A 26,562-nucleotide genomic window follows, 5' to 3' on the forward strand; every position below is an offset into this window, starting at 1 on the left:
ACGCCGTGAGTTTAGCGGTTTCAGCGGCGGGGAGACCCTGGCACGATACGTGCGAGAAGTGGCACCGGAGCCGCTTGTGGGGCCTACCTGGTGGCTTTACGGTGACGGGGAATTCGTCAGCCCATTCACTTTCGGAGGCGATGGACGTGACCGTGCCGGCCAGCAAGGGATCTCACGTGGAGAATTTCGGCGTTCCCTGGGAAAGTTCCTATGGATATGTCCAGGCGATTCGGCATGGAGACACGATCTATATCTCCGGCCAACTGGCGAACAAGGGGAGTGAACTCGTCGCCCCCGCTCCTTTGGACGACAACGGGAAAGTGACGGATTTCTCGAACATGGGCGACCAGATGCGCCAGAGCTACGTCAACGCGCAGGAACTCCTCGGGCGATTCGGGGCCTCTCTCGACGACGTGGTCGAGGAGGTGCTGTACGTCCTGGACATCCCCGCGGCCTTCGAGGTGGCGGGCCCGGTACGCAAGGCCGCCTACGGACGCCAGGATCCGCAGGTGGCCAGCACCATCGTCGGCGTGACCGGCCTGGCCTTCCCGGAACAACTCATCGAGATCAAACTCATCGCCCGCGTCTAGTGCTGTAACCGGAAACGATCGCCGGAGTGGTGTTGATCGTCCTCGCGCCGGACGGGCGTGACGACGCATCTGCCTGGGGCGGCCACCGTCTCATCTCCGTGGCCTGAGTGCCGCGCCGTGACCGTCGACGATCTGACACGAGCGGCCTCGCCGCAGGAACAGCCACCGTCAGGTCCTTTCGGGTTGCGGGCCAGCAGGCAGGCACCCCGGGTCGGCTGTAGCCGTTCATCGCCGACGTGGTCTCCCCAGAGCAGGTAGCCGCCGGGTGCGAGCGCGCGACGGAACTCGGCGAACACCGACGGCAGCCACTGCGGGGGCGTGTGGTGGGTGGAGTACCAGGCCAGGATGCCGCCGAGTTCGTCGTCCCTCATCTCCAGCGCGGTCATCGAGCCCTCGGTGAACCGCAGGTTCGGATAGGCGTGCCGGGCCAGCTCGATCATCTTCGGTGACAGATCGACACCGAAGGCGGACACCCCCAGCCCGGCCAGGTGCGCCGTCACGCGGCCGGGGCCGCATCCCAGGTCCGCGACCGGTCCCAGACCAGCCGTCCGCACGAGTTCGGCGAACCCCGCCAGCATCGCGCGTGACAGCGGATCCATCGCGGCGGGCGGCGGGACGCGTTCGACGTAATCGGCGGCGACCGTGTCGTACGACTCGCGGACGGCGGTCAGAAAGGAGGGCTCAGCCATGCGGGGGACCATAGACCAACGGAGGGTGAGGCGGGGCGCTGGACGTAGTTATGACCTCGCACCCGACCGGTGCCGCCGACGTGCCGAACGTGGCACACGGCTACTTCTCCAGCGCAGGCACCCGCCTCCTCGTCCACGTCCCCCGGAGCGCACGATGAGCGAAACCGCCCGTGAGATCCGCATCAACCGGTTCGGGCCGCCGGAGGTCCTGGAACTCACCGCGAGCACACGGCCCGCCCCGGGGCCCGGACAGGCGCTCGTCGAGGTGCACGCCATCGGGGTCAACTACATGGACGTCTCGACCCGCCAAGGGTTCAACCCGACGCTGACGCTCCCGGCGACGCTCGGTGTCGAGGGCTCGGGGACCGTCAAGGCGCTCGGCGACGACGTCGACGACCTTCACGTCGGGCAGCGCGTGGCCTGGTACTACGTTCCCGGCAGTTACACCGATCTGCTCCTGGCCCCCGCCGACGCCCTGGTGCCGGTACCCGACCACATCGACCACGACACGGCCGCGGGCCTGCTGATGCAGGGACTCACCGCCCAGCACCTGGCCCGGTACGCGCACACCGGCGGCACCGCTCTCGTCCACTCCGCGGCCGGCGGAGTCGGCTCCCTGCTCACCCAACTCCTCGCCGCGTCAGGCATCACCGTGCTCGCACGCGTCTCCGCGCCCGAGAAGGCGGAAACCGCCCGCCGGGCCGGCGCGAGCCATGTCATCGTCGACCGGGCCGGACGCTTCGCCGAGGAGGTCCGCGAACTCACCGAAGGACGCGGGGTCGACATCGTCTACGACGGAACCGGCGCCGAGACCTACCGCGACTCCCTCGCCTGCCTCTCCGCCCACGGCACATACGCCTACTACGGGGGCGCCGACGCTCAACCCGACCCCATCAGGCTCGCGGAACTACCGGGCAGCGTCCTGCTCACCCACCCGATCGTCATGGACCACGTCCCCACGCGCCGGACACTGCTCGACAACGCGGCGCGGCTGTTCACCGCCGTGTCCGACGGTCGGCTCCGCCTCACCCTCGGCGGTGTCCACCCGCTCGACCGGGCGGATCAGGCACACCGCGCCCTGGAATCACGCGGAACCATCGGAAAACTGCTTCTCCGTCCGTGACGCATACGGTTCGTGACGCATACGGTTCGTGACGCACACGGTCCGCGATGCTTTCCGGAGGCAGGGCGACACGTCCGATTCGGTACCACGTCCGGTGGACAAGAACGTTGAGCTCGTCTTCGGCTGATCCGGGAGCACGGAGCGCCCTGCATTGAGGGGGACGGCCCGCAGTTACGGGACAACCTGGCGGTGGGCCGACGGCTGGGATGAGGAGTTCTCGCCCGCCATGTGCTTCCGGGCCGGCCCGGACCCGGCGTGCCCGACGGGTCGGCGCGGTCCCTGTGGTCCTTCCGGCCGCGCTCGCGCGGGAGCGCCCCGCAGCGCGTGGCTGAGGGGCGCCTTATGGGGAGTCAGTCGACCATCTGCCCGTCGCCCGAACCGCCCTTGCAGGTGTTGTTCGCCCAATTGACCGTTCCGCCGCCCTGCTCGCACTCACCGGGGGTGAGGCTGGCGGCGGTGGCGGTGGTGGCGCCTGTGAGGCCGAGTCCGGCGAGGGCTGCCGTGGCGATGACGGCGGCGAAGATTCGTCGAATGCGCATGTGGTTCCCCTTTCACGGATTGCCTCAATTGGGGCACTAGTCAGCTTGACCTTCACCCATGTGGGTGGCACGCCATGTTGCGCCATTCGGGTGATATTGCCGGCGGGCGCGGGGACGGTGGCGCGACCCGCCGGACAGGCCCTGGGAGATCTCCGACGGTGCGGGTTACGTCGGGTCGTGACGGCTCCCGTGGGACGCGCTGTGCGGCGGGCTTTGGCCGATGGTCGCCAGCAGGTGTGTGACCAGGGGATTGTGGTCGTTCTTGCGCCAGGCGACGGCCACCCGTGTGCGGGCCGTGCCGGATTCGATCCTGCGGAAGGCGACGCCTTTCAGGCGGATGCGTCGGATGCTCGCCGGGGCCAAGGAGACGCCCAGCCCGGTTTCCACGAGGGCGCACACCGTTTGCCACTCCACCGCGGATTGGACTATCCGTGGTGCGAACCCCGCTGCGGTGCACAGGCCGACGATCTGGTCGTACAGCGTCGGACCGACCGCGCGGGGCAGCAGCACGAAGGGCGAATCTGCCAACTGCGCGAGCCTTACGGTCCGTTGGGCGGCCAGAGGATGCGCGGACGGCAGAACGGCCACAAACGGCTCGCTGAGCACCGTACTGAAGCCGAGTTCCATCTCGTCGGCGGGGGGTTCGCGCAGCAGACCGATGTCGATGGTCCTGTCGTGCAGGGCGGCGATCTGCGGAGCGGTGGTCATCTCGTGGATGTCCAGGTGCACGCCGGGGAACCGGTGACGGAAGGTGCGCAGCAGGCCCGGCAGGATCGTCAGGGCGAGGGAGGCGGAGAAGCCGATCCGCAGGCGGCCGGCCTGTCCACTGCCGACGGCCCGAGCCGCGGCCAGGCCGTCCGCGAGGTCGGTGAGTGCCCGCCGGGCGGCGGGCAGCAGTTCGCTGCCGGCCGGGGTCAGGGTGACCTGCCCCGGGGCGCGGGTGAACAGCGCGTGACCGACCTTGTCCTCCAGGCGGCGGATCTGCTGGCTCAGCGGCGGCTGGGCGATGCCCAGGCGGGCGGCCGCGTGGCCGAAGTGGAGTTCCTCCGCGAGCACGACGAAGGCGTGCAGCTGAGGCAGGGGGAGTTCGGGACGCTCCATACGCCAAGAGATATCAGACCATGCATGCGGCCGTATTAGACGTATCAATGCTGGTCATTTAGCGTTCGGCGCATGACAGAGCGACGCGCGATCCTCAGCGGCTCGGCCTTCGAGGAGCAGATCGGCTACGCCCGAGCCGTGGTCGACGGCGACCGGGTGCATGTGTCCGGGACGACCGGGTTCGACTACGCCACCATGACGATCTCCGACGACGTGGTGGAGCAGGCCGAGCAGTGCCTCCGCAACATCGGGGCCGCACTGGCCGAGGCGGGGTGCACCTTCGCCGACGTGGTGCGCGTGCGCTACCTGCTGCCCGACCGCGAGGACTTCGAGCCCTGCTGGCCGGTCCTGCGGCGGTACTTCGGCGACGTCCGGCCGGCCGCCACGATGCTCGTGTGCGGTCTCGCCGACCCACGGATGAAGATCGAGACAGAGGTGTACGCGCGGCGGCGCACCCCGCCTCGCGGTGGCGCCGTGAGCGAGCACTCGGAAGTGCCTGTCATGCCGGTCGAGGCACATGAACCCCCGTACTACGCGGCCGTCTTCACCACGGTGCGCACCCACGACCAGAGCGACTACGGCGAGACCGACGCACGCTTGGAGGACCTGGTGAAGGACGTCCCCGGGTATCTGGGGATGGACCACGCGCAGACTCCCGGCGGGCTGGGCATCACCGTCAGCTACTTCCGTGATACCGACGCCCTCACGCAGTGGCGGACCAACGCCGAGCACCGCGCGGCGCAGTTGCGCGGGCGAGCCCAGTGGTACGAGACCTACACACTGCATGTCGCGAAAGTGGAACGGAGCCACGGGTTCACACGAGCGGAGGCGGTCCCGGAGAGCCCGACGGCAGGCTGACCGACCAGAGCCACCTCGGCGAGCCGAAGTGACTTCAGCGAGCCCTCACCTCAGCGAGCCCAAGTCACTTCAGCGAGCCGAAGTCGCCTCAGCCGGCGGAACCCGATCTTCCGGAGGGCGCGAGCCGCCTCGCCTGCCCCGGTACCGTGGCTGCGCATGACCGATTCCGAGATCGAGATCACCGCGGACCTGATCCGCGAGCTGTTGCGGGAGCAGCATCCGGACCTCGCCGGACTGGCCGTCCGCGAGGTGGCGGGCGGCTGGGACAACCAGATGTGGCGTCTCGGGGACGAGTTGGCCGTACGCATGCCGCGCACGGAAGGCGCCCCCGGTCTCCAGCGCAACGAGCGCCGGTGGCTGCCCGTCCTGGCCCCGCGTCTGCCCCTCCCGGTCCCGAACCCCGTACGGGTCGGCGTATCGTCCGCGCTCTTCCCGAAGCCCTGGACCATCATGACGTGGGTTCCCGGCGAGCCACTCGACTGCTCGTCGATCAGCCGCGGCGACCACGCGGCCGACACTTTGGCGGGCTTCCTCGGGGCGCTTCATGTGGAGGCCCCTCCGGAGGCGCCGACCAGTGCGAACCTCGGCGGTCACCCCAAGGAGTGCACGGACGGCTTCGAGGAGTTCCTGCAAGCCGTTGACCCCGGCGACGTCGCCGCCGACGTCCGGGCCGTCTGGGACGACGCCGTAGCGGCCCCGGAGTGGGAGGGTCCGTCGATGTGGCTGCATGGTGACCTCCATCCCGCGAATGTCGTCGTCTCGGACGGGACGCTCTCGGGCGTGGTCGATTTCGGTGCCCTGTTCGCCGGCGATCCGGCGTGGGACCTCGCGGCCGCCTGGGTGATCCTTCCCGCGGGCGCCGCCGCACGGTTCTTCGACGCATACGCGCGTGCGGACGATGCGACGATCCGGCGCGCCCGGGGGCTGGCCGCCATGAAAAGCCTGTTCCTCATGCTCATGGGCCGGAACGGGGATCGGGGCCTTCCGGGCGGCAAGCCGACATGGGGACCCGCCGGCCGGGCAGCACTCGATCGCGTCCTGGCGGACGATCTGCCGTAGACACGGAGCACCGCTCACTCGAACTGCCCGATGACGCCCGGCCGCCGCTCCCCGAGGGGCGGCACACATGCCCGGCGGGTCTTTCCACCTCGTGGAAAGGACTCGTTGCCATCAGGGTCGGGGGAAGGCAACCTTCGCGAAACGTCGATTTAACGCCACCATGATGCTCAGCCCCATGGATGGGAGCGAAGGTATATGACCAGGTTGGCCCGCGAACCAGGATACCGGCGATTGTCGCGCCGACGGCGAATTATCGCGCTCGTCACAGCAGTTTGCGCAGTCGCGTTGTCGAGCGCCTGCTCGGATCTCAGTGATTCCGCCGGCGGGGGCACAAAACCCGTCGCGGCCGCGACGCCGGCACCGTTGCCCAAGGGCATGGTGGAGATCGGCCGGGACTTCGCCCTGAGCCCACCCACAGGGCTGGGCGGTGATTTCCCGTTGAGCAAGCCCGCCCCCAAGGGAAAACACGTCTGTTTCATCGACAACGGAAACCAGTACACGGAACTCTTCCGGCGCGGAGTGGAGCAGGCGACCGCGGCCCTGGGCTGGCGCGTCACCGTGATCCAGGCGGATCAGAACGTGTCGAGCTCCTACGGCTCCGCGGTCAGGTCGAGCGGGCAGGCCGGGTGCGACGGCGTGATCATGCCGAGCGCGCAGTACGCCAACTACCAGTCCCAGATCCCCGGCGCGATCAAGCGCAACATGATCATCCTGGACGCCAACTCCAGCAACACCGTGGGCAAGGGTGTCGTCAAGGTGCTGAGCGCGAACAAGCTCCAGTACTACGAGGGCGCCGCGACGGCCAACGTGGTCCTCAAGCACATCGCCCAGCACCACCCCAAGGGCGACGTGACCATCCAGACCGTGATGGTACCGCAGTTCGCAAACGTGTTCGATCCGATCCTGGATGGCTTCAACCGCCAGATCGCGGTCGGCTGTGGAGCCCGCTGCAAGATCTACACCGTCACCGACGACCTCAGTGTCGCCACGGGCCCGAACCCCTCCGCGCCGTTCGTCGCCGCCCTGCAACGCCACCCGGAGACGGACTACATGATCCAGTCCGGCATCACCGATTCGGGTCTGGTGGCCGCCCTGCAACAGGCCGGCCTCAAGGTGCCCGCGATCGTCGGCACCGCCCCCCTGCAGTCCCAGCTCCGTGACCTGCGGTCCGAGCAGCCCACGACCGTCGCGTGGGTGGCCCAGCCCTTCATCACCTACGGATGGTTCATGGTCGACGGACTGGTCCGCTACTGGGCCGACGACAAACCGTACGACCCCTGGGCCCACCATCCCGACACGAAGTGGGCGCTGTACCCGAACAACGTCGAGGAATTCGTCGACGGAGGCCAGTCGGCGTTCCCGAAGGGCTACCAGCAGCTGTTCAAGTCGATGTGGAAGATCTGACATGAGCATCGAATCGCATCCCACCACGGCGGCATGGCCCGCACTGGCACTGAGCGGCCTGTCGAAGACCTTCGGGGCGACCGCCGCACTGCGCGACGTCGAACTCACCGTCGGCGCCGGAGAGATCCACGCGCTGCTGGGCCACAACGGCTCCGGCAAGTCGACCCTGATCAAGATACTGGCGGGCTTCCACGCCCCCGACACACCTGTCGGCTGTTCCACACCCGACGGCACCTTCCCCATGGGGGACCACGCCGCCGCCCGGGAAGCCGGTCTGCGCTTCGTGCACCAGGATCTCGGCCTGGTGGACACGCTGGACACCGTGGACAACCTGGCCCTCGACGGCGCATACGTGCGGCGCCGTGGCGGCCTCGTCAACTGGCGGGCGTGCCGACGCAGGGCCCAGGACCTGCTCGCCGACCTCGGCTACGAGCTGCCGGTCCGACAGCCCGTCGGACGCCTGACTCCAGGACAGCGCACGGGTGTCGCGATCGCCAGGGCACTCCAGGACGGCGGCGGACCGGTCCGCCTGCTGGTCCTCGACGAACCGACCGCGGCCATGCCGGCCTCGGACGCCGAGCGGCTGTTCGAGGTGCTCGCCGGTCTCCGCGACCGCGGTGTCGGCATCCTGCTGGTCACCCATCACCTCGACGAGGTGTTCGCGATGGCCGACCGCGTCACGGTGCTCCGGGACGGCCGCGTCGTCAGCACCGGACCGACCGACGAGCTGTCCCCCCATTCCCTGGTGGAGATGATGGTCGGCTCCGAGTCGGCGGTGGCCGAAAGCCGCCGGGCCACCTCTCATACGCAGCCGGGCCCGGTCGCCCTCAGCGTGTCCGGGCTGGAGTGCGACGGCGTCGCGAACGTGAGCTTCGACGTACGGCGCGGCGAGATCGTCGGCATCGCCGGGATCGACGGCTCGGGCCGCAGCGAACTGCTGGAAGCCGTCGCGGGCAACCGCCGCCGCACCGGGCGAGTGGCCATCGCGTCGAACGCCGTGGCGGGAAACCGGCCCCACGCCGCACGCCGGGCGGGACTCGGATTCGTGCCGGCGAACCGGCCCAGGCACTCGCTCTTCCCGTCCCACGACGTCGCGTCGAACATCACGGCACCCGGGCTGAGCGGTTACCTCCGGGCAGGTCTGGTCAGCCGGAGCGCCGAACTCACGGCGGCGGACAACTGGGTGGAACGGCTCGGCATCAAGCCGTCCGACCCCCGGGCACTGATCCGTTCCCTCAGCGGCGGCAACCAGCAGAAGGCCGTGATCGCGAGGTGGCTGGCCCGTGAGCCGGAGGTGCTCGTGCTGTCCGAACCCACCCAGGGAGTGGACATCGCCGCCCGGGAGTCGATCTACGACGGCATCCAGCTCGCGGCCCGGACCGGCGCCGTGCTGATCGGCTCCTCCGACTCCGCCGAACTGGCCAGGATCTGCGACCGCGTGTTGGTGATGCACCGGGGCGCGGTGACGGCCGAGCTCAGCGGATCCGAGCTGGTCGAACAGAAGATCGATCGGCTCTGCATCCTCAGCGCCCAGCCCACCGCCCAGGAAGTGAGAGGCGATGACTGACTCCATCACACGAGCCCGTCCCCACACGCAGAAGCCGTGGGACGCCCTGGCCCGGCGAACCGGGCTGGTCCGGTTCAGCGGGATCTACGTCATGGCCGTGGTCGTGCTGTTGTTCTGGCAGGTGCTGCGACCCGGCGTCTGGCTCAGCGTGAACAACATGGAGGTGATCCTCGGCCAGGCGTCGGTGGTCGGTCTCCTCGCGATCGCGGCGGTGCTCCCGATGTCGGCCGGCCTGCTGGACATCTCCTTCGCCAACGTCGCCGGGTTCAGCATGGGACTCACCGCCTCGCTGACCCTGCACACCTCCGTCAACCCCTGGCTGCTCGCCCTGCTGTCCATCGGCCTGTCGGCCCTCTTCGGCCTCGTCTCGGGCCTGCTGGTCGCGGCCTTCGAACTGCCGAGCCTGATCGTCACGTTGGGAATGTCGTCGATCGCGCTCGCCGTGACACAACTCGTGCTCGACGGCGCGACGTTGTATCCGCGTGATCGGCTGCCGGGCAGCTTCCTCGCGCTCGGCGCCGACAGCTGGGGCTTCCTGCCCATCTCGGCCGCCACCCTGCTGGTGGTCGCGCTGGTGGCCTACGTCTGGATCGAACACACCCCCTCGGGACGGCGGTTGCTGGCGGTCGGCGGCAATCCGGCCGCGGCCCGGCTGGCGGGAGTACGCGGCAAGCGCTACCAGGTCGCGGTGCTCACCCTGTCCGCGGCCGTCTCGGGGCTTGCCGGGGTGGTCCTGCTCGCCACCATCGGCACGGCGGACGACGTCAGCTCCGCGGCGTACCTGCTGCCGGTGTTCGCGGCGGCGTTCGTCGGAAGCACCCAGGTCAAGGCCCGGTTCAACGTGGCGGGAACCATCCTCGCCGTCCTCCTCATCCAGACCGGCATCCACGGCATCGAACTCACCGGTCTGAACCAGTGGGTCAACCACGTCTTCAACGGCGCCGTGCTGGTCGTGGCCGTCGTCATCTCGCGAGGAAGCCGCAAATATGCCTTCTGACAACGCATCCACACCACGAGCGGTGTCCGTCCACTCGGCGCCGGGCGGGAAGGCGACCGCGGCAGGACGCCTCCGGCGCACATCGGCCGGTCCCGCGGACGGCCTCAACTCGCCGCGCTCTACACGGCCGTTGCTCACCCGGCTCGTCGAACGCTCGGGCTTCTTCCACTACAGCGGACTGTACGCGCTGGTCATCATGGTGGTGGTGTTCGCCTTCTGGGACGCCCCGTACTTCTGGACGCTGCCCACCCTGAAGACCGTTCTGGTCACCTCCGCGATCGGAGGGACCGTCGCGCTGGGAGCGGTCGTGCCCTTCGCCGGGAACATGCTCGACCTCCAGTTCGCCAACGTGGCCGGGTTCTCGCTCGCACTGATGACCTGGCTGTCCTTGAACGTCCACGCCAACGACGGCCTGCTCGCCCTCGTCACCATCGGCGCCGGCACCCTCTTCGGCCTGGTGTCCGGGCTGATCGTGTCCGGACTGCGGGTGAGCAGCCTCATCGTCACCCTGGGCGTCGGCACCCTGGCGCAGGGCGCCGCCTACTACCTGATACAGGCCAAGACCGTCCAGGCGGATCTCTCACCGTGGTTCACCGAGATCGGCCGGGCACAGGTCGGACCGATACCCGTACCGGTGATCGCCCTGGCGGTCCTGGCCGTACTGCTGCACGTGTGGCTGGAGCACACCGCGTCCGGCCGCACCCTCCGCCTGGTCGGGGACAACGCGGACGCCGCCCGCATGGCCGGGATCAACGTACCGAAGGTGGAGCTCCTGTCCCTCACCTTCTCCTCCTTCGTCGCCGGCACGGCCGGAGTCATCTGGTGCGCCCAGATCGGCTTCGGCAACAGCAGCAACGGTGCCCGGCTCCTGCTGCCCGCGATCTCGGCGATCCTGCTGGGCGCCACACAGTTCCGGCACCGCATCAACGTCCCCGGCACCCTGCTCGCGGTGGTCCTCATCCAGACCGCCGTCCAGGGGATGCAGTTGCGGGCCGGCGGCTCCGCCACCTGGCCGTCGAACCTCTTCGCGGGGACGCTCCTGGTCCTGGCGATCTGCCTCGTGGTGTGGAACGGGCGGCGCCGCGTCCGGCTGGAGCAGCGTGAGGCGGCGCTCCGCGAGGCCGCTGTCGGAGGTGTGTGACATGTCCGTACACATGCCTCGTGTCGGCCTGGCGCTGCCCCATGGCATCGCCGGGGACCGGCGGAAGCTGGTGGCGGCGGCGGAGGACGCCGGCTACCAGTACCTGACCATCGCCGACCACGTCGTGGGAGCCGACACGACCAACCGTCCGGGCTGGAAGGGGCGCTACGACGCCTCCGACCCCTTTCGTGAGGTCTTCGTCCATCTCGGTCACCTCGCGGCCCTGACCACCCTGGAACTCGTACCCAGCGTCCTGGTCCTGCCGCAGCGGCCCACGGCGCTCGTGGCGAAGCAGACCGCGGAACTGGCCCTGCTGAGCCGGGGAGGTGTCCGCCTCGGTGTCGGTGTCGGCTGGAACTCCGTCGAATTCGAAGCCCTCGGAGCCCAGTTCGACACGCGCGCCGCACGGATCGAGGAACAGATCGCGGTCCTGCGATTGCTGTGGTCCACCCCGGTCGTCTCCTTCACCGGACGGTTCCACCACCTGGACCAGGTGGGCATCGCCCCGCTGCCACCGGCCCCGATCCCCGTGTGGCTCGGGGGCGGGCTGGGGACGACCGAGCGGGCGAGGGAGCGGGTGCGGCGGCGCATCGTGACCCTGGGCGACGGCTGGATCACGGCGCCACAACTCACGCCGGAGCAACTGGCGCCCGCAGCGGCCGAGTTGAGGGCGACCGCCGAGCAGGAGGACCGCGATCCCGCGTCGGTCGGCCTTCAGGTGACACTCGTCGTGGGAGCCGAGGACGACGCGGCCGCGGTGCGCGCGCGGCTGGCACTCCTCCTGGAGGCCGCGCCGACACACATCACCGTCGACTGCCGCGGCACGGGTGCTTCGCTCGCCGAATTCATCGATATCAGTTCCGCCACGGCGGAACTGATATCCGGAGAAATATAAGCGGCTGTTCCACCGGGCGGAAAGCCTGGTTCGACAATGCGGCGGCGAGGGGACGACGATCGGTTCGTCCAGGTCGCATGGTCTCGAAGAGGAGGACCAATGACAAAGCCTCAGAACAGGGTGACGATGGTCGCCACGGGCGAACTCATGCTCTGCATGGACGACGATCCCGAGCGCTACTTCACGCCCACGGCGCCCTATCTGAGCGAGGCCGACCTGGTGATCGGTCATCTCGAGTTCATGCACACCCGTAATCCCCAGCCGGCCTGGGACAATCGTTTGCCGGCTCCCGATCCCGACAAACTCCGGGGCCTGACGGCGGGGAACTTCACGGCCGTGTCCCTCGCCGGGAACCCGGCCTACACCTACGGCCCGCCGGGCATCGGCGACACGGTCGCGTGGCTCGACGAGCACGGCATCGCGCACGCGGGCGCGGGCATGAACATCAACGAGGCCGCGGCGCCCGCCGTCATCGAACGCGGTGGCGTGCGGTTCGGGCTCCTGTCCTACGACTGTGTCGGAGTCGACGCCAACGCGGCGACCGAGACGAAGCCCGGCGTGGCGTACGTCGACGTGATCACGCACTACGAGCCGTCCCGGCTGCCCGCCGGACCGCCGCAGATCTACACCTGGCCGGAGCCCTGGAGCCTCAAGGCCATGAGCGAGGAGATCCAGGCACTGCGCGAACACTGCGACGTGCTGCTGGTCGCCCTGCACATCGGCCACGCGCACTTCGGTTCGGTCCGGCACGAGTTCCACCTGCACGACTACGAGAAGGCCGTCGCGCGGGCGGCGATCGACGCCGGCGCCGACGTGATCCTCGGCAATCACGCGCACGTCCTCAAGGGCGTGGAGTTCTACCGCGGCAAGCCGATCTTCTACTGCCTCGGAAACTTCGTCACGGCGTTCCCCTGGGAGTCGCACTACGTCTTCCGGCGCCAGGAACTCACCACCCGTATGCGGTCCCGGCTGCGGGAACGGCCGGGCTCGGCCGCGGACCACATCGACCCGTCGTACCCCAATTACCCGTTCCCGGAAGCGTCCCGGAAGAGCTTGATCATGAAGGCCGAGTTCGACGGCCGCACGCTGGACCGGCTCAGCTTCCTGCCCTGCCTCATCACCCCGGACGGCCGACCCGAGGTCGTCGGCCGCGCCGCGGGCGGCCAGGAGGTCCTGGACTACATGCGGCAGGCCACGGCCGAGGCACAACTCAACGCGGATTTCGACTGGGACGGGGACGAAGTCGTCATCGCGGAGAAATAGCTCCGCTCCCCGCCCAGTCGACAAGAAAGGTGACAGATGTCCCTGAAATTTGGAATATTCGACTCCTTCGACCTTTCCCACGACACCCCCGAGGGCGTGCTCTCGGGCCGTCTGGAATTCGCGGAGGAGGCCGAGCGGGCCGGTTTCGACCACTACCACGTGACCGAACACCACGGCACCCCCCTGTCCGTGTGCCCGTCCCCGAACATCTTCATCGCCGCGCTGAGCCGGACGACCACGGTCATGCGCCTGGGGGCCCTGGTCAACGTGCTGCCCTCCTACGAGCCCTTCCGGCTCGCCGAGGAGATCGCCACGCTCGACCAACTCACCCACGGCAGGCTCGACTTCGGCGTGGGCGCGGGCATCAGCCCGATCGAGCTCGGGATCGTCGGCGTGGAGGGGGACCGCGACCATGTGCGCGCCCTGTACCAGGAGACGCTTACGGCCGTGACCAACGCGCTCGGCACCGGCCGGATGAAGCACACCGGCAAGCTGCTGCGGGACTACGACGCCCAGCTGTCGATCCTCCCCTTCCAGAAGCCCTACCCGCAGTTGTGGTACGCCTCGGGCAACGCGGCCTCGGCCGAATGGGCCGGCTCCAACGGCATCAACTTCGTGGGCCGTTGGGAGAGCGGAGCCATGACCGCCCTCGCCGAGACCTACTGGGACGCCTGGCAGAAGCACCGCGACGAGCCGGGCCGGCTCAACCCGCAGGAGGAGGAGCCGAGGCTCGGGATCTCCGGACCCGTCGTCATCGGTGAGTCCGAGGCCCACGCACTGGACCTGTTCCACCGGGCCCACGACCTCCACGAGCAGCGCATCCTGCACCTGTGGCACGAGAACGACGACCATCGGCTCGACGGAGCCTTCAGCGGCGAGCGCCTGCTGGCCGCAGGCAACGCCGTCGTCGGCACCGTCGACAGCGTCCGCGACCAGCTGGTCGCCCAGGTCGAGACGTCCGGCATCAACTACCTGGAGATGAAGCTGCTGTTCGGCGACATCCCGGTGGGCCACGCGGCGGCGACCGCACGCACGGTCATGACCTCCATCGCTCCCGCGGCCCGCGCCGCCGCACGGGGAAGCGCCCGCCACGCGGGTGCGCGGGCGTCATGACCGAGGGCACCGACGCACGGACGGCGCGGGGCCGCCAGGAGCTCCGATGACCGACGGACCCGAACACCCGACGGTGCTCACACCGACCGAGGCCGGCTGGCTGAGCGGAAGCAGCGACGGCACGGTCGTCTCCTTCCTGGGTGTTCCCTACGCCACCGCCCCGACCGGCACGCGCCGTTTCGGCCCGCCCGACCCCCTGCCCGCCTGGGACGGAGTGCGCGCCGCCGACCGGCCGGGCCCCTCGGCCCCCCAGCCGGGCAGCCTGCGCGCCCGGCTGGTCCTCGGCTCGTCACCGCCCTCCGGTGACGACTGCCTCGTACTGAACGTGTGGACGCCCGATCCCCGCGCGGGGGCCGGGCTCCCCGTTCTGGTGTGGCTCCACGGAGGCGCGTTCACGAACGGCTCCGGCGCGGTGGCGGCCCTCGACGGCGCCCGTCTGGCACACGCCACCGACTCCGTGGTCGTCACGGTCAACTACCGCCTCGGAGCCCGGGGGTTCGCCTACCACCCCCAGCTGGGCGGGAACTGCGGCAACGCGGGCCTGTACGACCAGCAGGCCGCGTTGAGGTGGGTGCGGCGGGAGATCACCTCGTTCGGTGGAGACCCCGCGCGGGTGACCCTGGCCGGCGACTCGGCCGGTTCCATGGCGGCGGCCCTGCACTCCGTCCTGCCGAGCAGCGGGTCGCTCTTCGCCCAGGTCTCACTCCACAGCGGGACGCCTCGACTTCAGTCCCCCGACGCGGCCGCCGCCTTCACCGAGCGGCTTGCGGACCGGCTGCGGGTGGACCTCGACGGACTGAACCACGTGGGCGACGCGGACCTGATCCGGGCCACCGCCGAACTGGACGCGGCACCGCGCTTCGGCCCGGTCGCCGTGGGCGAACTGGCGGCCCCGCTGCCCGAACTCCAGTCGGCCGCACCGCCGGTGCCGCATCTCGTCAACACGACCGCAGACGAGGGCACCTTCCTCCTCGTCGACGAACGGTCCTCGCGCGCCGTCACCCGCGCGGAAGCAGTCTCCCTGCTCGACGCCCTGCCGGGGGGAGGGGGAGGCGAACGGTACGCACGGGCCGAGGGACAGGTGAGCGGTGACCGGAAGGGTGATCCGCACTGGGTGCTGTCGCACGCCCTCACCGATGCCCTGTTCGACCGCCCGGCCGACGACTGGGCCACTGCCGCCGCCGCCCGCGGAGCGCCGGTATGGCGTTCACGCTATGGCCGTCCCGCCAGGAAGTGGGACGGCCGGCTGGGAGCGACGCACACGCTCGACGTGCCGGTGCTGTTCGGCAACCACCGTGCGGGAGAGCTCGCTTCCCTGTTCGACGGTGATGCGTCGATCGACGACGTCTCACGCGACCTCCAGCGTTCGCTGCGGTTGTTCCTCCACACCGGAGTGCCGGACGCCGGCTGGCCCCGGTGGACCGCGGAGGAACGGCACACCGTCAACGCCGCGGAACGCCCGCTCACTTGATCCACCCTGGGAACACGCGTTCCCGACCGCCCGACCGGAGCAGAGAGAACACCCATGCACACACTTGACGGGATCACCGTGGTCTCGCTCGAACAGGCCGTCGCGGGACCGTTCGCGACCCGGCAACTGGCCGATCTCGGCGCCAGGGTCATCAAGGTCGAGCGGCCCGGGACGGGGGACTTCGGCCGCGACTACGACCGGACGGTCCACGGCGAGGCCAGCTACTTCGTGTGGCTCAACCGCGGCAAGGAGAGCGCCGCGCTCGACATCAAGGCGGCCGAGGACCGCGAGCTGCTCGACGCGATGATCGCCGGGGCGGACGTGTTCGTGCACAACCTCGCTCCCGGCGCCGTGGACCGGCTCGGACTCGGCTCGTCCGACCTGCGGGAGCGGCATCCGCGCCTGATCACCTGCACGATCTCCGGATACGGGTCGTCGGGGCCCTACCGGTCGAAGAAGGCCTACGACCTGCTGGTGCAGTGCGAAGCGGGCCTGGTGTCGGTCACCGGCACGGCGGAGACACCCTCGAAGGTGGGCATCTCCATCGCCGACATCGCCACGGGCATGTACGCCTACACCGGCATCCTGACGGCGCTCTACGAGCGCGAGCGCACCGGCCGGGGCAGCGATGTGGAGGTCGCCATGCTGGACGCCCTCGGTGAGTGGATGCAGCAGCCGTTCTACTACTCGGTCTACGGCGACCGTCCGCCGCACCGGACCGGCGCCCGCCACGCGTCGATCGCGCCCTACGGCCCGTACACGGCCGCCGACGGGGCCGCGGTGTTCATGGGACTGCAGAACGACCGCGAGTGGGCCGTCCTGTGCGAGAAGGTGCTCGGCCGACCGGACCTCGTCCACGACCCGCGCTTCGCCCACAACCCGGACCGGGTGGCCCATGTCGACGAGCTGACCCCCGTCATCGAGGACGCCTTCGGGAGTCTGACCGCGGACGCGCTCGTCGCGCTGCTCGACGAGGCGGGCATCGCGAACGCCCGGATGCGCACGCCCGCGGAGTTCGGCGAGCACCCCCAGCTGGAGGCCCGCGACCGCTGGCGGTCCGTCGACACCCCCGGTGGGACGATCAGGGCACTGCTGCCACCGGTGACGATCACCGGACGGGAAGCGGTGATGGGACCGGTGCCGGCTCTCGGCGCGCACAACGCCCCGCTGCGTGCGGAGTTCGGCCGTGCCGGGCAGGCAGTGGGACAGTCGACGGAAGAGGACAACGAGCTGTGAGCGAGACCATGGAGTTCTCGGAGATCCTGACCCCCGCGCCCGCCAGGGCCCTTGCCGGGCTGCTGGGCATCGAGGAGCCCGGCGAGAGCGGGGGACTGCCGCCGCTGTGGCACTGGGTCTATCTGCTGGACCGGCCTGCGCAGGCCGAACTCGGACGGGACGGGCACCGCGCGACGACCGGTGTGCCGCACCCGCCGGAGCCCGGCCGGCGGCGCATGTGGGCCGGCGGTCGCATCCGCACGCTCGGCAGGCTCTGCTTCGGCGAACCGACCGTCCGACGCTCCTACGTCCGCAAGTCGGTCGACAAGCAGGGCAGTTCGGGACGTCTGACCTTTGTGACGGTGGGCCACGAGATCAGCCAGGACGGCCGGATCGTCGTCGACGAGGAGCAGGACATCCTGTACCGGGACGCCACGACGAGCGCCCTGGAGCAGGCGCCGGCCGCCGCCGAGGCCGAACTCCAGCCTCATGAACGGCGCGTGGAGGTGGGTCCCGTCCTGCTGTTCCGTTTCTCGGCCCTGACCTACAACGGGCACCGCATCCACTACGACCGTGACTACGCCCGGGACGTGGAGGGCTACCCCGGTCTTGTCGTCCACGGACCCCTGCAGGCGCTCCTCATGGCCGAGGCGGCACGAGCGCTGCGCCCGGAGGCGGACGGCACGGCGGCGGTGTTCGACTACCGCCTGGTGTCGCCCCTGTTCGACCACCAGGGCCTGGTGGTCGGAGCGTCGCCGGACACCGGTGACGCGCAGGACGCTTCCCTCGTCAGGACGACCGTCCGCGACGCGGCAGGACGCACGACGGCCGTCGGAACGTTCCGCGTCAGTCCCGATCGGTGATGGACCGGGAGATGAGTTCGGCGTACTTCCGCAGGACCGGCGCCAGCTTCGGCAGGTCGGCCTGTGTCGTGGGGACCAGCGCCGTGAGCGCCATGGGTGTGTGATCGATGCCGGTGGAAACGGGAACGGACAGGGAGGACTGGCCCATCGTGCTCTCCGAGTGCGAGACGGCGAATCCCGCCTGACGGGCCGCCTCCAGTTGGGCCAGCACCAGTTTGGGCACGACCTGGGTGTACTGCGTCCGTCGTTCCAGACGCGTGCGCAACGCGTCGGTGAGAGCCGTCCGGTCCACCGTGGACATCAGCAACTTGCCGGCACTGGTGGCGAAGAGCGGTATCTCGTCACCGGGCTGGGCGAGGTAGATGCTGCGCAGCCGGCCGCGGATGGTGTCGAGACAGATCAACTGGTCACCGACCATGGCACTGATCGCCACCGCCGCGCCGGTACAGGAGGCGAGCTCCCGGGCATGGGGGAGCGCCGCCCCTCTGAGGTCGCGCTCCCAGGACGAGGCCGCCCCGAGCCGCCAGATCTTGTCACCGAGCCGGTAGAGCCCGCCGTCCATGCGTTCCACACCGCCCCAGGCGACCAGTTCGCCGAGCAGCCGGTGCGTCGTGGAGACGGGCAGTCCGGCTTGACGGGCGATCTCGCTGAGGGTGACGGGGGAGGTCTGCCGCCCGAGCAGGTCCAGCAGACTGAAAACCCGGCCCACATGGCTTGCGGGAGCGGTGTGAATAGGCTGTTTCATAACATACTCCGGCGACAATGGCGGATCTACGTTATATCGCACGTATCCAATAAAAAGAATACCTTGGGACGTATCGTTTCTTCTTGAACGGTGCGTTTCTCGGTGTCCCCTTTCAGTGTCCCGCTCGGGCGTCCGGCGCGGCCTGAAGGATCCTGCGCGCCGACATCAGCCGCGGATGGTCGATCATCTGTCCGTCGACGCGCACGGCGCTGCCGCCGGACGCGCTCATGGCCGCCACGACCCGCTCGGCCCACCGAATCTCCTCCGCGCTCGGGGTGAAGGCCGCGTTCACGGATTCGGCCTGTCGCGGGTGGACACACAGCTTGCCGCCGAATCCCAGCCGCCGGGCGCGCACCGCGTCGGCCGTCGTCCGGCGGGCGTCGTCCAGGTCGGTGGTCACCCCGTCGACAGGTGCGGCGATCCCGGCCGCACGGGAGGCGATGACGAGCCTGGAGCGGGCGTAGAGCATCTCCTCGCCGTCACCCAGGGCGGCGACGTCCAGGCCGAAGTCGACGCTGCCGAAAGCGAGCCGGGCCGTGGCCGGGTGGGCCGCGATCAGGGAGGCGTTCTCGACGCCGGCAGCGGTCTCGACGAGCGCGACGACCGGGACGTCCGTACGCAGGTGCCGCACCGTGCGGCTGACGTCGTCCGGATCGTCGACCTTGGGCACCACGAGGCCCAGCACCGCGCTGCCGGCGCCGAAGGCGGCGACGTCGGCCGCATGGAACTCGGTGTCCGCCGCGTTGACACGGACGTAGGCCGGGTGGGCGGCGGTGTACCGCGCGACCTCCGCGCGGGCCCGGTCCTTGTCCGCCGGGGCGACGGCGTCCTCCAGGTCGAGGACCACCACGTCCGCCGCGCTGGCCGCGGCCTTGGCGAACAAGGGCGGACGATCGCCCGGCACGAACAGCCAGGACCTCGCCTGGGGGACCTTCACTGCGTATCTCCTCGTCGTCTGTCACTCACTTGCACGCGGGCCGCCGCATTCCCTGAATCACCCTCTTTCGGGGCGGCCATACGGCAGAACACGGATATGCGGGCTTTCCGCCCTAAGCGGGCTGGTAGATCGACTTCAGTTCCTCGTACGAGGCCAGGCCCTGCGGGCCCAGCTCCCGGCCGAGTCCACTGGCCTTCACACCGCCGAAGGGCGCGCCCGGGTCGACCCGGTAACCATTGACTCCGAGCGTGCCGGACCGGATACGGCGCGCGACGGACATGCCACGCTCCGGGTCGGAGGTCCAGACCGTGCCGCCGAGCCCGTACTCACTGTCGTTGGCGAGACGGATCGCGTCGTCCACGTCCCGGTAGGGGATGACCGTCAGCACCGGGCCGAAGATCTCCTCACGCGCCAGGGTGCTGGTGTTGTCCAGGCCGGTGAAGATCGTCGGCTCCAGGAACCAGCCCGCCTTCGCCCACGCGGGACGGCGCCCACCGGTCACCACCTTGCCGCCCTCCTCGTGCCCCACGGTGATGTACCGCTCGACCCGCTCCCGGTGCTGCGCGCTGACCAGCGGCCCGAGCTGGGTGGTCGGGTCGAGCGCGTCACCGATCACCAGGGAACCGACCAGGTCCGCGAGATACTCCACGATTTCGTCGTGGCGGTGGGACGGGACCAGGACACGTGTGCCCAGGTAGCAGGTCTGGCCGGAGTTGGCGATCGTCGCGGCGGGGAGGGCCGACGCCAGTGCCGGGTCGCTCAGGTCGATGTCGTCGAGCATGACCGCGGCGGACTTGCCTCCCAGCTCCAGCGTCACGGGACGCAGCAGCTTGCCGCACACCTCCGCGATGGCGCGGCCCGCCGCGGTGGACCCGGTGAAGGCGACCTTGTCCACTCCCGGATGGCCGACCAGATAGGCGCTGACGTCCCGGTCCGCGGGCAGCACCGAGAGCACCCCAGGCGGCAGGCCCGCCTCCGACGCCGCCACGGCGATCAGGTTCGCGTCGAGCACCGTTTCGGGGGAGGGCTTGAGCACCACGGTGCAGCCGGCGGCGAGAGCCGGGGCGTACTTGAACACCGACAGGGCCTGGGGGGCGTTCCACGGCGCGATCGCCACCACCACGCCCACGGGCTCGCGGCGCACCGTCGTCATGCCCGAGCGCAGGCCGGGCCGGGTGCTCTCGACGGCCGTCGCCTCGGCCAGGTCCGCGTAGTAGCGCAGCACCATGGGCGGCAGGCTGCCTTCACCGATCGACGAGACGGCGATCGGCATGCCGTTCTGCATGCTCACGCACCGCGCGATCTCCTGGGCGCGGCGCTCCATGGCCTCCGCGAAGCGCCTGAGTGCGGCACCCCGCCGCTCGGGCTCCCAGGAGGACCAGCCGTGCGGATCGTCGAACGCCCTTCGGGCCGCCGCCACGGCGGCATCGGCGTCGGTTCGATCGGCGCTGGGGGCGACACCGATGAGTTCGCCCGTGGTCGCCGACATCACCTTGAAGGAATGCGTCGAGGACGGTGGGCGCCAGGCGCCGTCGATGAAAAGCGATGAGTACTCGATCATGACCGCTGACCCCTGCCGGTAGGTGTCTGCCCGCACGTTCGGCTCAGGAGGTGTTTCTCCACGGCGCGCGGACGCCGCCGGGATCGTCCCGCCGCCCGAGTCGGCCTGTCCACAGGACGATTCCGTGGAATGGAAAACGAACGAACAGTTCTGCATTCCCACACCATGGAAGACGAACGTCGACAACTGTGCTATCGGAGGGCGAAGCTGACGTCAACGAGCCACCGATTTCGAGGTGTTAAGCCATGACGACACAGGCAGCGGCCCCGGTCGCCGACCATCAGGATCTCCGCCGCGCGTTCTCGCTGTTCCCTTCCGGGGTGACCGCGGTATGCGCACTCGTCGACGGCGCACCCGTCGGCCTCGCGGCGAGTTCCTTCACGTCCGTCTCGCTCGACCCCCCATTGGTGAGTGTGGCATTCGGGAGCAAGTCGCGGACCTGGGCGCGACTTCGCCGGGCGACACACATCGGGATCAGCGTGCTGGCGGAGCAGCACGCCGAGTACTGCCGGGTGCTGGCCGGCCCCGAGGAGGAACGGTTCACCGACGTGGACTGGTCGGCCACCGCCGAGGGCGCCGTGCACATCGGCGGCAGCGCTCTGATGCTGACCTGCTCGATCGCGGACGTCGCCACGGCCGGTGACCATGACGTCGCCTTCCTCGAAGTGCACAACATCCTCGGGCAGGCCCCGGTCGAACCGCTCCTGTTCCACGGAAGCAAGTTCCGTCGTGTCGCCGACCGCCCGCCGGTCGGCGTCTGACACCCGCGAACCGTCCACGGCCCGACGCGGCGTTGACGCGCGCCGGGCCGTGGGGCCGTGGGGCGGGGGAGGCACGCAGGTCACCGCGGCGTACGGCGTCACCGGGCCTCGTGTCCTCATCAGGGCCATTACTGGTCCGTCTCCGCGACCGCCGCTCGCGACTCGGCGATGCGCTTCAGCGCGGTGATGTCCCACCAGAACGGGCGGATGTCGGTGACCTTGCCGTCCTCGATCCAGAAGAACTCCGCGAGGAGCTGGGACACCGGTTGCCCTCACCGTCGAGACCCGTGGGCTCCAGCAGGGCGATGACACGATGGGGGCCGTCGGCGATCATCTCGTGCGGCGTGACCCCGTCGATGCCGAGGGAGCCGAAGATCTTGTTCCGGGCCGCGTCACCCGGTAGTTGCGGTCTCGCACTTCGAAGAGTGCCGGGCGATCCGGCCGCCGAGGAGCGAGCCGATCCGGCGCCCGGCGGCCGTGGACCCGGTGAAGGCGATCTTGTCGACCCGCTCGTCCTTGACCAGCGACTCGGACACCTCTCGCCCGGCGCTCAGGACGTTCAGGACACCCTGAGGGAGCCCGATCGTCTCGGCGATCTCCGCCATGCCGTACGCCTCGCCCGGTGCCTCCGGAGCGGGCTTGAGGACGACGGTACAGCCGGCCGGCAGGGCCGGGGCGAGCTTGTACGTGATGAGGCCGACCGGGTGGTTCCACGCGACGATGGCCCCCACGACACCGACGTGTTCCCGGACGAGCAGACCGAACTCGCCGTACGCCGCGGGCAGTTCCTCCTCGAACGGGAAGTCGGCCGCGAGACCGGCGTAGAACTCGAAGCCGGACGCGCCGAGATCTCCGACCCCGGAGGCGATGGTGTGCAGCACACCGCTCTGCCGCGACCAGAACTCGGCGAGGTCCGTCGAGCGGCGTCGCAGCTCGGCGGCGAACGCGCGCGGGTGACCCGCCCGCTCCTCGTGCGAGAGACGGGGCCAGGGACCCTGATCGAAAGCGGTCCTCGCCGCCGCGATCGCACGGGTGCCCGAGCGGCACTTTCTTCGTGGGACTGTTCATTTCCCTTTGGTCCCATGCGCTTTCGCGATCTGGGGCAATCCGACAGTGGACAGTGGGGCCGCCGAGTGTCGCATTTCCTTTTCGCGTGGTGGAAACGATGCGAAGATCCTCGGGTGGGGCGCTTCGCCGCCGCGTTCTTCCGGGCGGACCGGGGGATTGTCTGTCCGGCTGTCTTCCACCGGGCATGCAGCAACATTGCGCGACGTCGCCGCCCGTAGCCAGACCACTCTGTTGCTTACGACTCAATTTCGTACTACTGGTAGGGACAGGCTGCCGAACGGACGATCACGTGAATCGACGCATAATGAGGGTATGGAGTCTTTGGACCTGGACGGCTCGGTCGGCCGCACTCCGGATCACCGTGCCGAGCTGAACGAGTTCCTGCGCACCCGGCGGGCCCGGCTCAAGCCTCAGAACGTCGGCCTGCCCGTCTCCGGGCGCAAGCGCCGGGTGCCCGGGCTGCGGCGGGAGGAGCTGGCACAGCTGGCGGGTGTCTCGGTCGCGTACTACACGCGTCTTGAGCAGGGCAACGCGCAGGGTGTCTCCGTGGAGGTGCTGGATTCGATCGCCCGTGCCCTGCTGCTGTCCGACGCCGAGCACACCCACCTCACCCGTCTCGCCAAGGCGAAGCCCAGGACGAAGCAGGTGGTGCGCCCCCAGGAGGTGCGCACGCCACTGCGTCACCTCCTGGACATCCTGGACGCGGTTCCGGCCTATGTGGTGGGGCGCCGCGCGGAGATCCTGGCATGGAACCGGCTGGCGGCAGCGCTCTTCGGTGACTGGGAGGAGCTTCCGGTCGCGGAGCGCAACTGGGCGCGGCTGGTGTTCCTGCGGCCCGAATACCGTGATCTGTACGTCGATTGGGAACGGAAGGCGAGAGAGATCGTCTACGCGCTACGGATGGACGCCGGTCGTCATCCCGACGATCCGCGATTGTCCGTGTTGGTGGGCGAGCTGTCCGTGAAGAGTGACGACTTCCGGTGGATGTGGGCCACGCACGACGTCCGGGAGAAGATCCACGGCGTGATGGAATTCCATCACGGCCTTGTGGGCGAGCTGTCGTTGGCCTACGAGTTGTTCAAGGTCGGCAATGACAACGACCAGTCGCTGGTGGTCCATTACCCCGTGCCGGACTCTCCTTCCGTGGAGGCCCTTCGCCTGCTGGCGAGCTGGGGGCCTGGGGCGACCAGGCGCACGCCGGTGGCGTGAGGCGTGAGGCACCGTGGACACCAGGTCAGATGCAGCGCCGGTCTACGGGAGCCCCGGCTCGCCCCGTGACCTGGCCCTCGCCTCGGCCCTGCTCGATCTCAGCGGCAGGCTCGACGCCAGCACCTACGCCGCCTACCTCCCCGTCGCCGGTCGATCCGCACTGGGAGTCGCCATGGCGGTCGACACCCCCTGCGCGTTCACCGTTCCCTCGGAACTGGACGTCAACGATCTGCGGCTGCCGACGGCTCGGGCGTACCGGAACGGCGAGCTGGTCGTGGCCGAAGCCGCGGAGCTGCAGGAGATCTGCCGCCAGGTGCCGACCCTCCGTCTGCACGGCCCCTTCCCGTTGGCCCTGGCATCCGTCCCGCTCATCGCCGCGGGACGGAACTTCGGCTGCCTGAGCGTGCGCTGGTCGCGCACCCAGAACCCGGACGCCACGGTCCCGCCGGAGGAACTGCGCGACATGCGACGGGTCGCCGAGCACCTAGCGGGCGAACTGCTGGCCCTTGCCGAAAGACATCTACCGATGGACGCGCCGCCCATCCCGATGTTCATTCCGCAGGTTCCTGCGGAGCCGCCCGAGGCCGATGTCACCGGCACCTCGGGCCGGCGCGACTGGGGTCTCACCGCCACCACCTTCCTCTTCAAGCTCAAGCGCCTCTCCACGGAACTGGCCACCGCCGTGCACGCCCGGGACGTCCTCACCGCCGCCCAGGATCAGGTCATGACCCCCTTCGGCGCCGACGCGCTGATGCTCTGCCGCGTCCAGGACGGACGCCTGCGCGTCGTCGGGGCCTCCCACTTCTCCCGCGAGGAGATCGGCCAGGTCGACGGCACCCCGCTGTCGCGCACGACCCCGGCGACCTTCGCTGTGACCCACGTGAGGACGCAGCTGACGGGCGAGGTGTTCGCCTCCACGGCCACCCCGCGCACCGTCCCCGCCTCCGACGACCATCCGCGGGCGTACGTCCCCCTCATCGCCAACGGCCGGGCCACCGGCTGCTGCATCCTCCAGTTCCCACCGCGGTGGCGCCGGTTTCCGGCCGACGAGGACATCGCCCTCGCCACCCTCATGCTCGGGCTGATCGGCCAGACCCTGGAACGCATCCGTGTCTCCGAAGCGGAACACGCCTTCGTACGCGCCATGCAGCGCAGCCTGCTTCCGGCGATCCTGCCCCTGCGCCCGGAGGTGGTGGTGACCTCCCGCTATGTGCCGGCCAGCGCGGGCGTCGCGGTGGGCGGGGACTGGTACGACGTCATTCCCCTGCCCGACGGCCGGCTCGGGCTCTGCGTCGGGGACGTCGAGGGACACAGCGTGGAGGCGGCGGGGGTGATGGGACATCTGCGCAGCGCGGTCTTCGCCTACGCCTCCGAGGGCCACGCACCGGCGACCGTCCTGGAGCGTGTGGACGGACTGCTGCACGTCCTCGGCGCCTCCAGGTACGCCAGTTGCTGCTGCCTCTGGCTCGATCCGTCGACCGGTGTCGCCCAGATCGCGACCGCCGGTCATCCACCGCCCCTGCTCAGCCCGGCCCGGGGTGAGGCCGCGACGGTCGATGTGCCGGTCGGTCCGCCACTGGGCCTCGGGAGAGGTCACCGTCACGAGCAGCGGGAGATCACCCTGGCACCGGGCAGTGTCCTCGCCCTGTTCACGGACGGTCTCCTCCAGATCCGGGCACTGGGCCCCGACGGCGCGTTCGCGCGGCTGGCGGACGGCCTCGCCGGTGGCGACCGGGAGAACATGGACGTACTCGCGGACGGTCTGATCGGGGATCGCCGGCTCCACGAGACACTGGACGACGACCTGGCGCTGCGGCTGATGAGATACGACGGCGCCCGGGCAGGGGGCCGACGGGATGTCGCGCGGTTGCCCATCCAGCGCGACGACCTCAAGGCGGTGGCGTCCGCGCGTGGTTGTCTGCGCGAGTTGCTGACGCGCTGGGACGCCGAGGCGATCCTCGACGACCTGCAACTCATCCTGTCCGAGGTGGTCACCAACGCGCTGATCCACGCGCACAGTGACGTCGAGGTCCGCATGCGCCGTCACGCCGGCGGTGTCCGGCTCGAAGTGCAGGACAAGAGCTCCCAGCCACCCGTCCCGACGGTGATCCTCACCGACGAGTCGATGAACGCCGAGGCGGAGTCCGGACGCGGTCTGGTCATCGTCGACGCCTTGGCCACGGCGTGGGGCAGTTCGCCCGTGGGCCGGGGCAAGACCACCTGGATCGAGATGGCACTGCCCGAATAGCCCGAGTGGTTCGCGAGTCGAACTGCGTCATCGGCTGATGCCAAACAGATGTGACGTTGACCGTACCTTCGAAGACGTCATCAAGCAGGGCCAGAACGACGTGTGGACCCGGGGCGTCTGACCCCGAACGCTTCGAGCCCTTCGC

25 protein-coding genes and 1 pseudogene are annotated in these 26,562 nt (G+C 69.6%); 18 read left to right on the forward strand and 8 right to left on the reverse strand.

The features are described 5' to 3' along the window. Positions 1-140: 140 nt before the first annotated feature. Positions 141-590: a Rid family hydrolase gene (locus AB0F77_RS10355; protein ID WP_361944564.1), complete on the forward strand. Its 450-nt coding sequence runs from the start codon at positions 141-143 to the stop codon at positions 588-590. Here AB0F77_RS10355 and AB0F77_RS10360 read toward each other — a convergent pair. Further along, entirely contained in the window at positions 587-1,279 is a 693-nt protein-coding gene (locus AB0F77_RS10360) for a class I SAM-dependent methyltransferase (protein WP_361944567.1), read from the reverse strand. The two genes, AB0F77_RS10355 and AB0F77_RS10360, sit on opposite strands and share 4 nt — an antisense overlap. Before the next feature lie 154 nt (positions 1,280-1,433). On the opposite strand from AB0F77_RS10360, the gene AB0F77_RS10365 reads away from it, so the two are divergent. After that, on the forward strand, positions 1,434-2,402 hold the full coding sequence (locus AB0F77_RS10365) for a quinone oxidoreductase (RefSeq protein ID WP_361944570.1): 969 nt from the start codon (positions 1,434-1,436) through the stop codon (positions 2,400-2,402). A gap of 350 nt (positions 2,403-2,752) precedes the next feature. On the opposite strand, the gene AB0F77_RS10370 is transcribed toward AB0F77_RS10365, so the two are convergent. Beyond that, positions 2,753-2,941, reverse strand: a complete 189-nt coding sequence (locus AB0F77_RS10370; RefSeq protein ID WP_361944573.1) for a hypothetical protein — start codon at positions 2,939-2,941, stop codon at positions 2,753-2,755. A 165-nt stretch (positions 2,942-3,106) separates the two neighbouring features. After that, positions 3,107-4,042, reverse strand: a complete 936-nt coding sequence (locus AB0F77_RS10375) for a LysR family transcriptional regulator (RefSeq protein WP_361944576.1) — start codon at positions 4,040-4,042, stop codon at positions 3,107-3,109. Between the two features lie 72 nt (positions 4,043-4,114). On the opposite strand from AB0F77_RS10375, the pseudogene AB0F77_RS10380 reads away from it, so the two are divergent. From AB0F77_RS10380 to AB0F77_RS10440, 13 genes and pseudogenes are all read left to right on the forward strand, one after another. Next, positions 4,115-4,492: pseudogene (locus AB0F77_RS10380) on the forward strand (RidA family protein); the annotation flags it as partial. A gap of 24 nt (positions 4,493-4,516) precedes the next feature. Then, the gene (locus AB0F77_RS10385) at positions 4,517-4,900 is read left to right on the forward strand and encodes an antibiotic biosynthesis monooxygenase (protein ID WP_361945108.1); all 384 of its coding nucleotides are present in this window, start codon (positions 4,517-4,519) and stop codon (positions 4,898-4,900) included. Positions 4,901-5,056: 156 nt separating this feature from the next. Continuing rightward, the gene (locus AB0F77_RS10390; RefSeq protein WP_361944579.1) at positions 5,057-5,959 is read left to right on the forward strand and encodes an aminoglycoside phosphotransferase family protein; all 903 of its coding nucleotides are present in this window, start codon (positions 5,057-5,059) and stop codon (positions 5,957-5,959) included. 363 nt (positions 5,960-6,322) lie between these two features. Then, positions 6,323-7,363, forward strand: a complete 1,041-nt coding sequence (locus AB0F77_RS10395; RefSeq protein ID WP_361944582.1) for a hypothetical protein — start codon at positions 6,323-6,325, stop codon at positions 7,361-7,363. Position 7,364: 1 nt separating this feature from the next. Next, positions 7,365-8,930, forward strand: a complete 1,566-nt coding sequence (locus tag AB0F77_RS10400; protein WP_361944585.1) for a sugar ABC transporter ATP-binding protein — start codon at positions 7,365-7,367, stop codon at positions 8,928-8,930. After that, positions 8,923-9,927, forward strand: a complete 1,005-nt coding sequence (locus AB0F77_RS10405) for an ABC transporter permease (RefSeq protein WP_361944588.1) — start codon at positions 8,923-8,925, stop codon at positions 9,925-9,927. Before AB0F77_RS10400 ends, AB0F77_RS10405 begins: the two co-directional genes overlap by 8 nt. Continuing rightward, a complete protein-coding gene (locus AB0F77_RS10410; protein WP_361944591.1) occupies positions 9,917-11,068 on the forward strand; it encodes an ABC transporter permease in 1,152 nt (383 codons plus the stop codon). Before AB0F77_RS10405 ends, AB0F77_RS10410 begins: the two co-directional genes overlap by 11 nt. Before the next feature lies 1 nt (position 11,069). Beyond that, positions 11,070-11,963: a TIGR03619 family F420-dependent LLM class oxidoreductase gene (locus AB0F77_RS10415; RefSeq protein WP_361944594.1), complete on the forward strand. Its 894-nt coding sequence runs from the start codon at positions 11,070-11,072 to the stop codon at positions 11,961-11,963. 99 nt (positions 11,964-12,062) lie between these two features. Beyond that, positions 12,063-13,226 carry a CapA family protein gene (locus AB0F77_RS10420; protein WP_361944597.1) on the forward strand — a complete coding sequence of 388 codons (1,164 nt, stop codon included), beginning with the start codon at positions 12,063-12,065 and terminating at the stop codon, positions 13,224-13,226. Positions 13,227-13,262: 36 nt separating this feature from the next. Next, positions 13,263-14,339 carry an LLM class flavin-dependent oxidoreductase gene (locus AB0F77_RS10425; protein ID WP_361944600.1) on the forward strand — a complete coding sequence of 359 codons (1,077 nt, stop codon included), beginning with the start codon at positions 13,263-13,265 and terminating at the stop codon, positions 14,337-14,339. 46 nt (positions 14,340-14,385) lie between these two features. Continuing rightward, on the forward strand, positions 14,386-15,810 hold the full coding sequence (locus AB0F77_RS10430) for a carboxylesterase family protein (RefSeq protein ID WP_361944603.1): 1,425 nt from the start codon (positions 14,386-14,388) through the stop codon (positions 15,808-15,810). 54 nt (positions 15,811-15,864) lie between these two features. Further along, the gene (locus AB0F77_RS10435; protein WP_361944606.1) at positions 15,865-17,046 is read left to right on the forward strand and encodes a CaiB/BaiF CoA-transferase family protein; all 1,182 of its coding nucleotides are present in this window, start codon (positions 15,865-15,867) and stop codon (positions 17,044-17,046) included. Further along, positions 17,043-17,888, forward strand: coding sequence for a mesaconyl-C4 CoA hydratase (locus AB0F77_RS10440; RefSeq protein ID WP_361944609.1), 846 nt, complete (start codon positions 17,043-17,045; stop codon positions 17,886-17,888). Before AB0F77_RS10435 ends, AB0F77_RS10440 begins: the two co-directional genes overlap by 4 nt. Here AB0F77_RS10440 and AB0F77_RS10445 read toward each other — a convergent pair. The 3 genes from AB0F77_RS10445 to AB0F77_RS10455 all read right to left on the reverse strand — a co-directional run bounded on the left by AB0F77_RS10445 (position 17,872) and on the right by AB0F77_RS10455 (position 21,131). Next, positions 17,872-18,633, reverse strand: a complete 762-nt coding sequence (locus AB0F77_RS10445; protein WP_361944612.1) for an IclR family transcriptional regulator — start codon at positions 18,631-18,633, stop codon at positions 17,872-17,874. The two genes, AB0F77_RS10440 and AB0F77_RS10445, sit on opposite strands and share 17 nt — an antisense overlap. 112 nt (positions 18,634-18,745) lie before the next feature. Beyond that, positions 18,746-19,570: a CoA ester lyase gene (locus AB0F77_RS10450; RefSeq protein ID WP_361944615.1), complete on the reverse strand. Its 825-nt coding sequence runs from the start codon at positions 19,568-19,570 to the stop codon at positions 18,746-18,748. 112 nt (positions 19,571-19,682) lie between these two features. Continuing rightward, a complete protein-coding gene (locus AB0F77_RS10455) occupies positions 19,683-21,131 on the reverse strand; it encodes an aldehyde dehydrogenase (protein WP_361944618.1) in 1,449 nt (482 codons plus the stop codon). 245 nt (positions 21,132-21,376) lie between these two features. Between AB0F77_RS10455 and AB0F77_RS10460 the strand changes: the two genes are divergently transcribed. After that, positions 21,377-21,892, forward strand: a complete 516-nt coding sequence (locus AB0F77_RS10460) for a flavin reductase family protein (protein WP_361944620.1) — start codon at positions 21,377-21,379, stop codon at positions 21,890-21,892. Between the two features lie 128 nt (positions 21,893-22,020). On the opposite strand, the gene AB0F77_RS10465 is transcribed toward AB0F77_RS10460, so the two are convergent. After that, positions 22,021-22,155: a hypothetical protein gene (locus tag AB0F77_RS10465; protein WP_361944623.1), complete on the reverse strand. Its 135-nt coding sequence runs from the start codon at positions 22,153-22,155 to the stop codon at positions 22,021-22,023. A gap of 129 nt (positions 22,156-22,284) precedes the next feature. Continuing rightward, positions 22,285-22,917 (reverse strand): aldehyde dehydrogenase family protein, encoded by a 633-nt coding sequence (locus AB0F77_RS10470; protein WP_361945111.1) that lies wholly within the window; start codon positions 22,915-22,917, stop codon positions 22,285-22,287. A 364-nt stretch (positions 22,918-23,281) separates the two neighbouring features. Between AB0F77_RS10470 and AB0F77_RS10475 the strand changes: the two genes are divergently transcribed. After that, positions 23,282-24,169, forward strand: coding sequence for a helix-turn-helix transcriptional regulator (locus AB0F77_RS10475; RefSeq protein WP_361944626.1), 888 nt, complete (start codon positions 23,282-23,284; stop codon positions 24,167-24,169). A gap of 13 nt (positions 24,170-24,182) precedes the next feature. After that, positions 24,183-26,417, forward strand: coding sequence for an ATP-binding SpoIIE family protein phosphatase (locus tag AB0F77_RS10480; protein WP_361944629.1), 2,235 nt, complete (start codon positions 24,183-24,185; stop codon positions 26,415-26,417). Positions 26,418-26,562 lie beyond the last annotated feature (145 nt).

Source organism: Streptomyces sp. NPDC026672 (genome assembly GCF_040638185.1).
GTDB lineage: Bacteria > Actinomycetota > Actinomycetes > Streptomycetales > Streptomycetaceae > Streptomyces.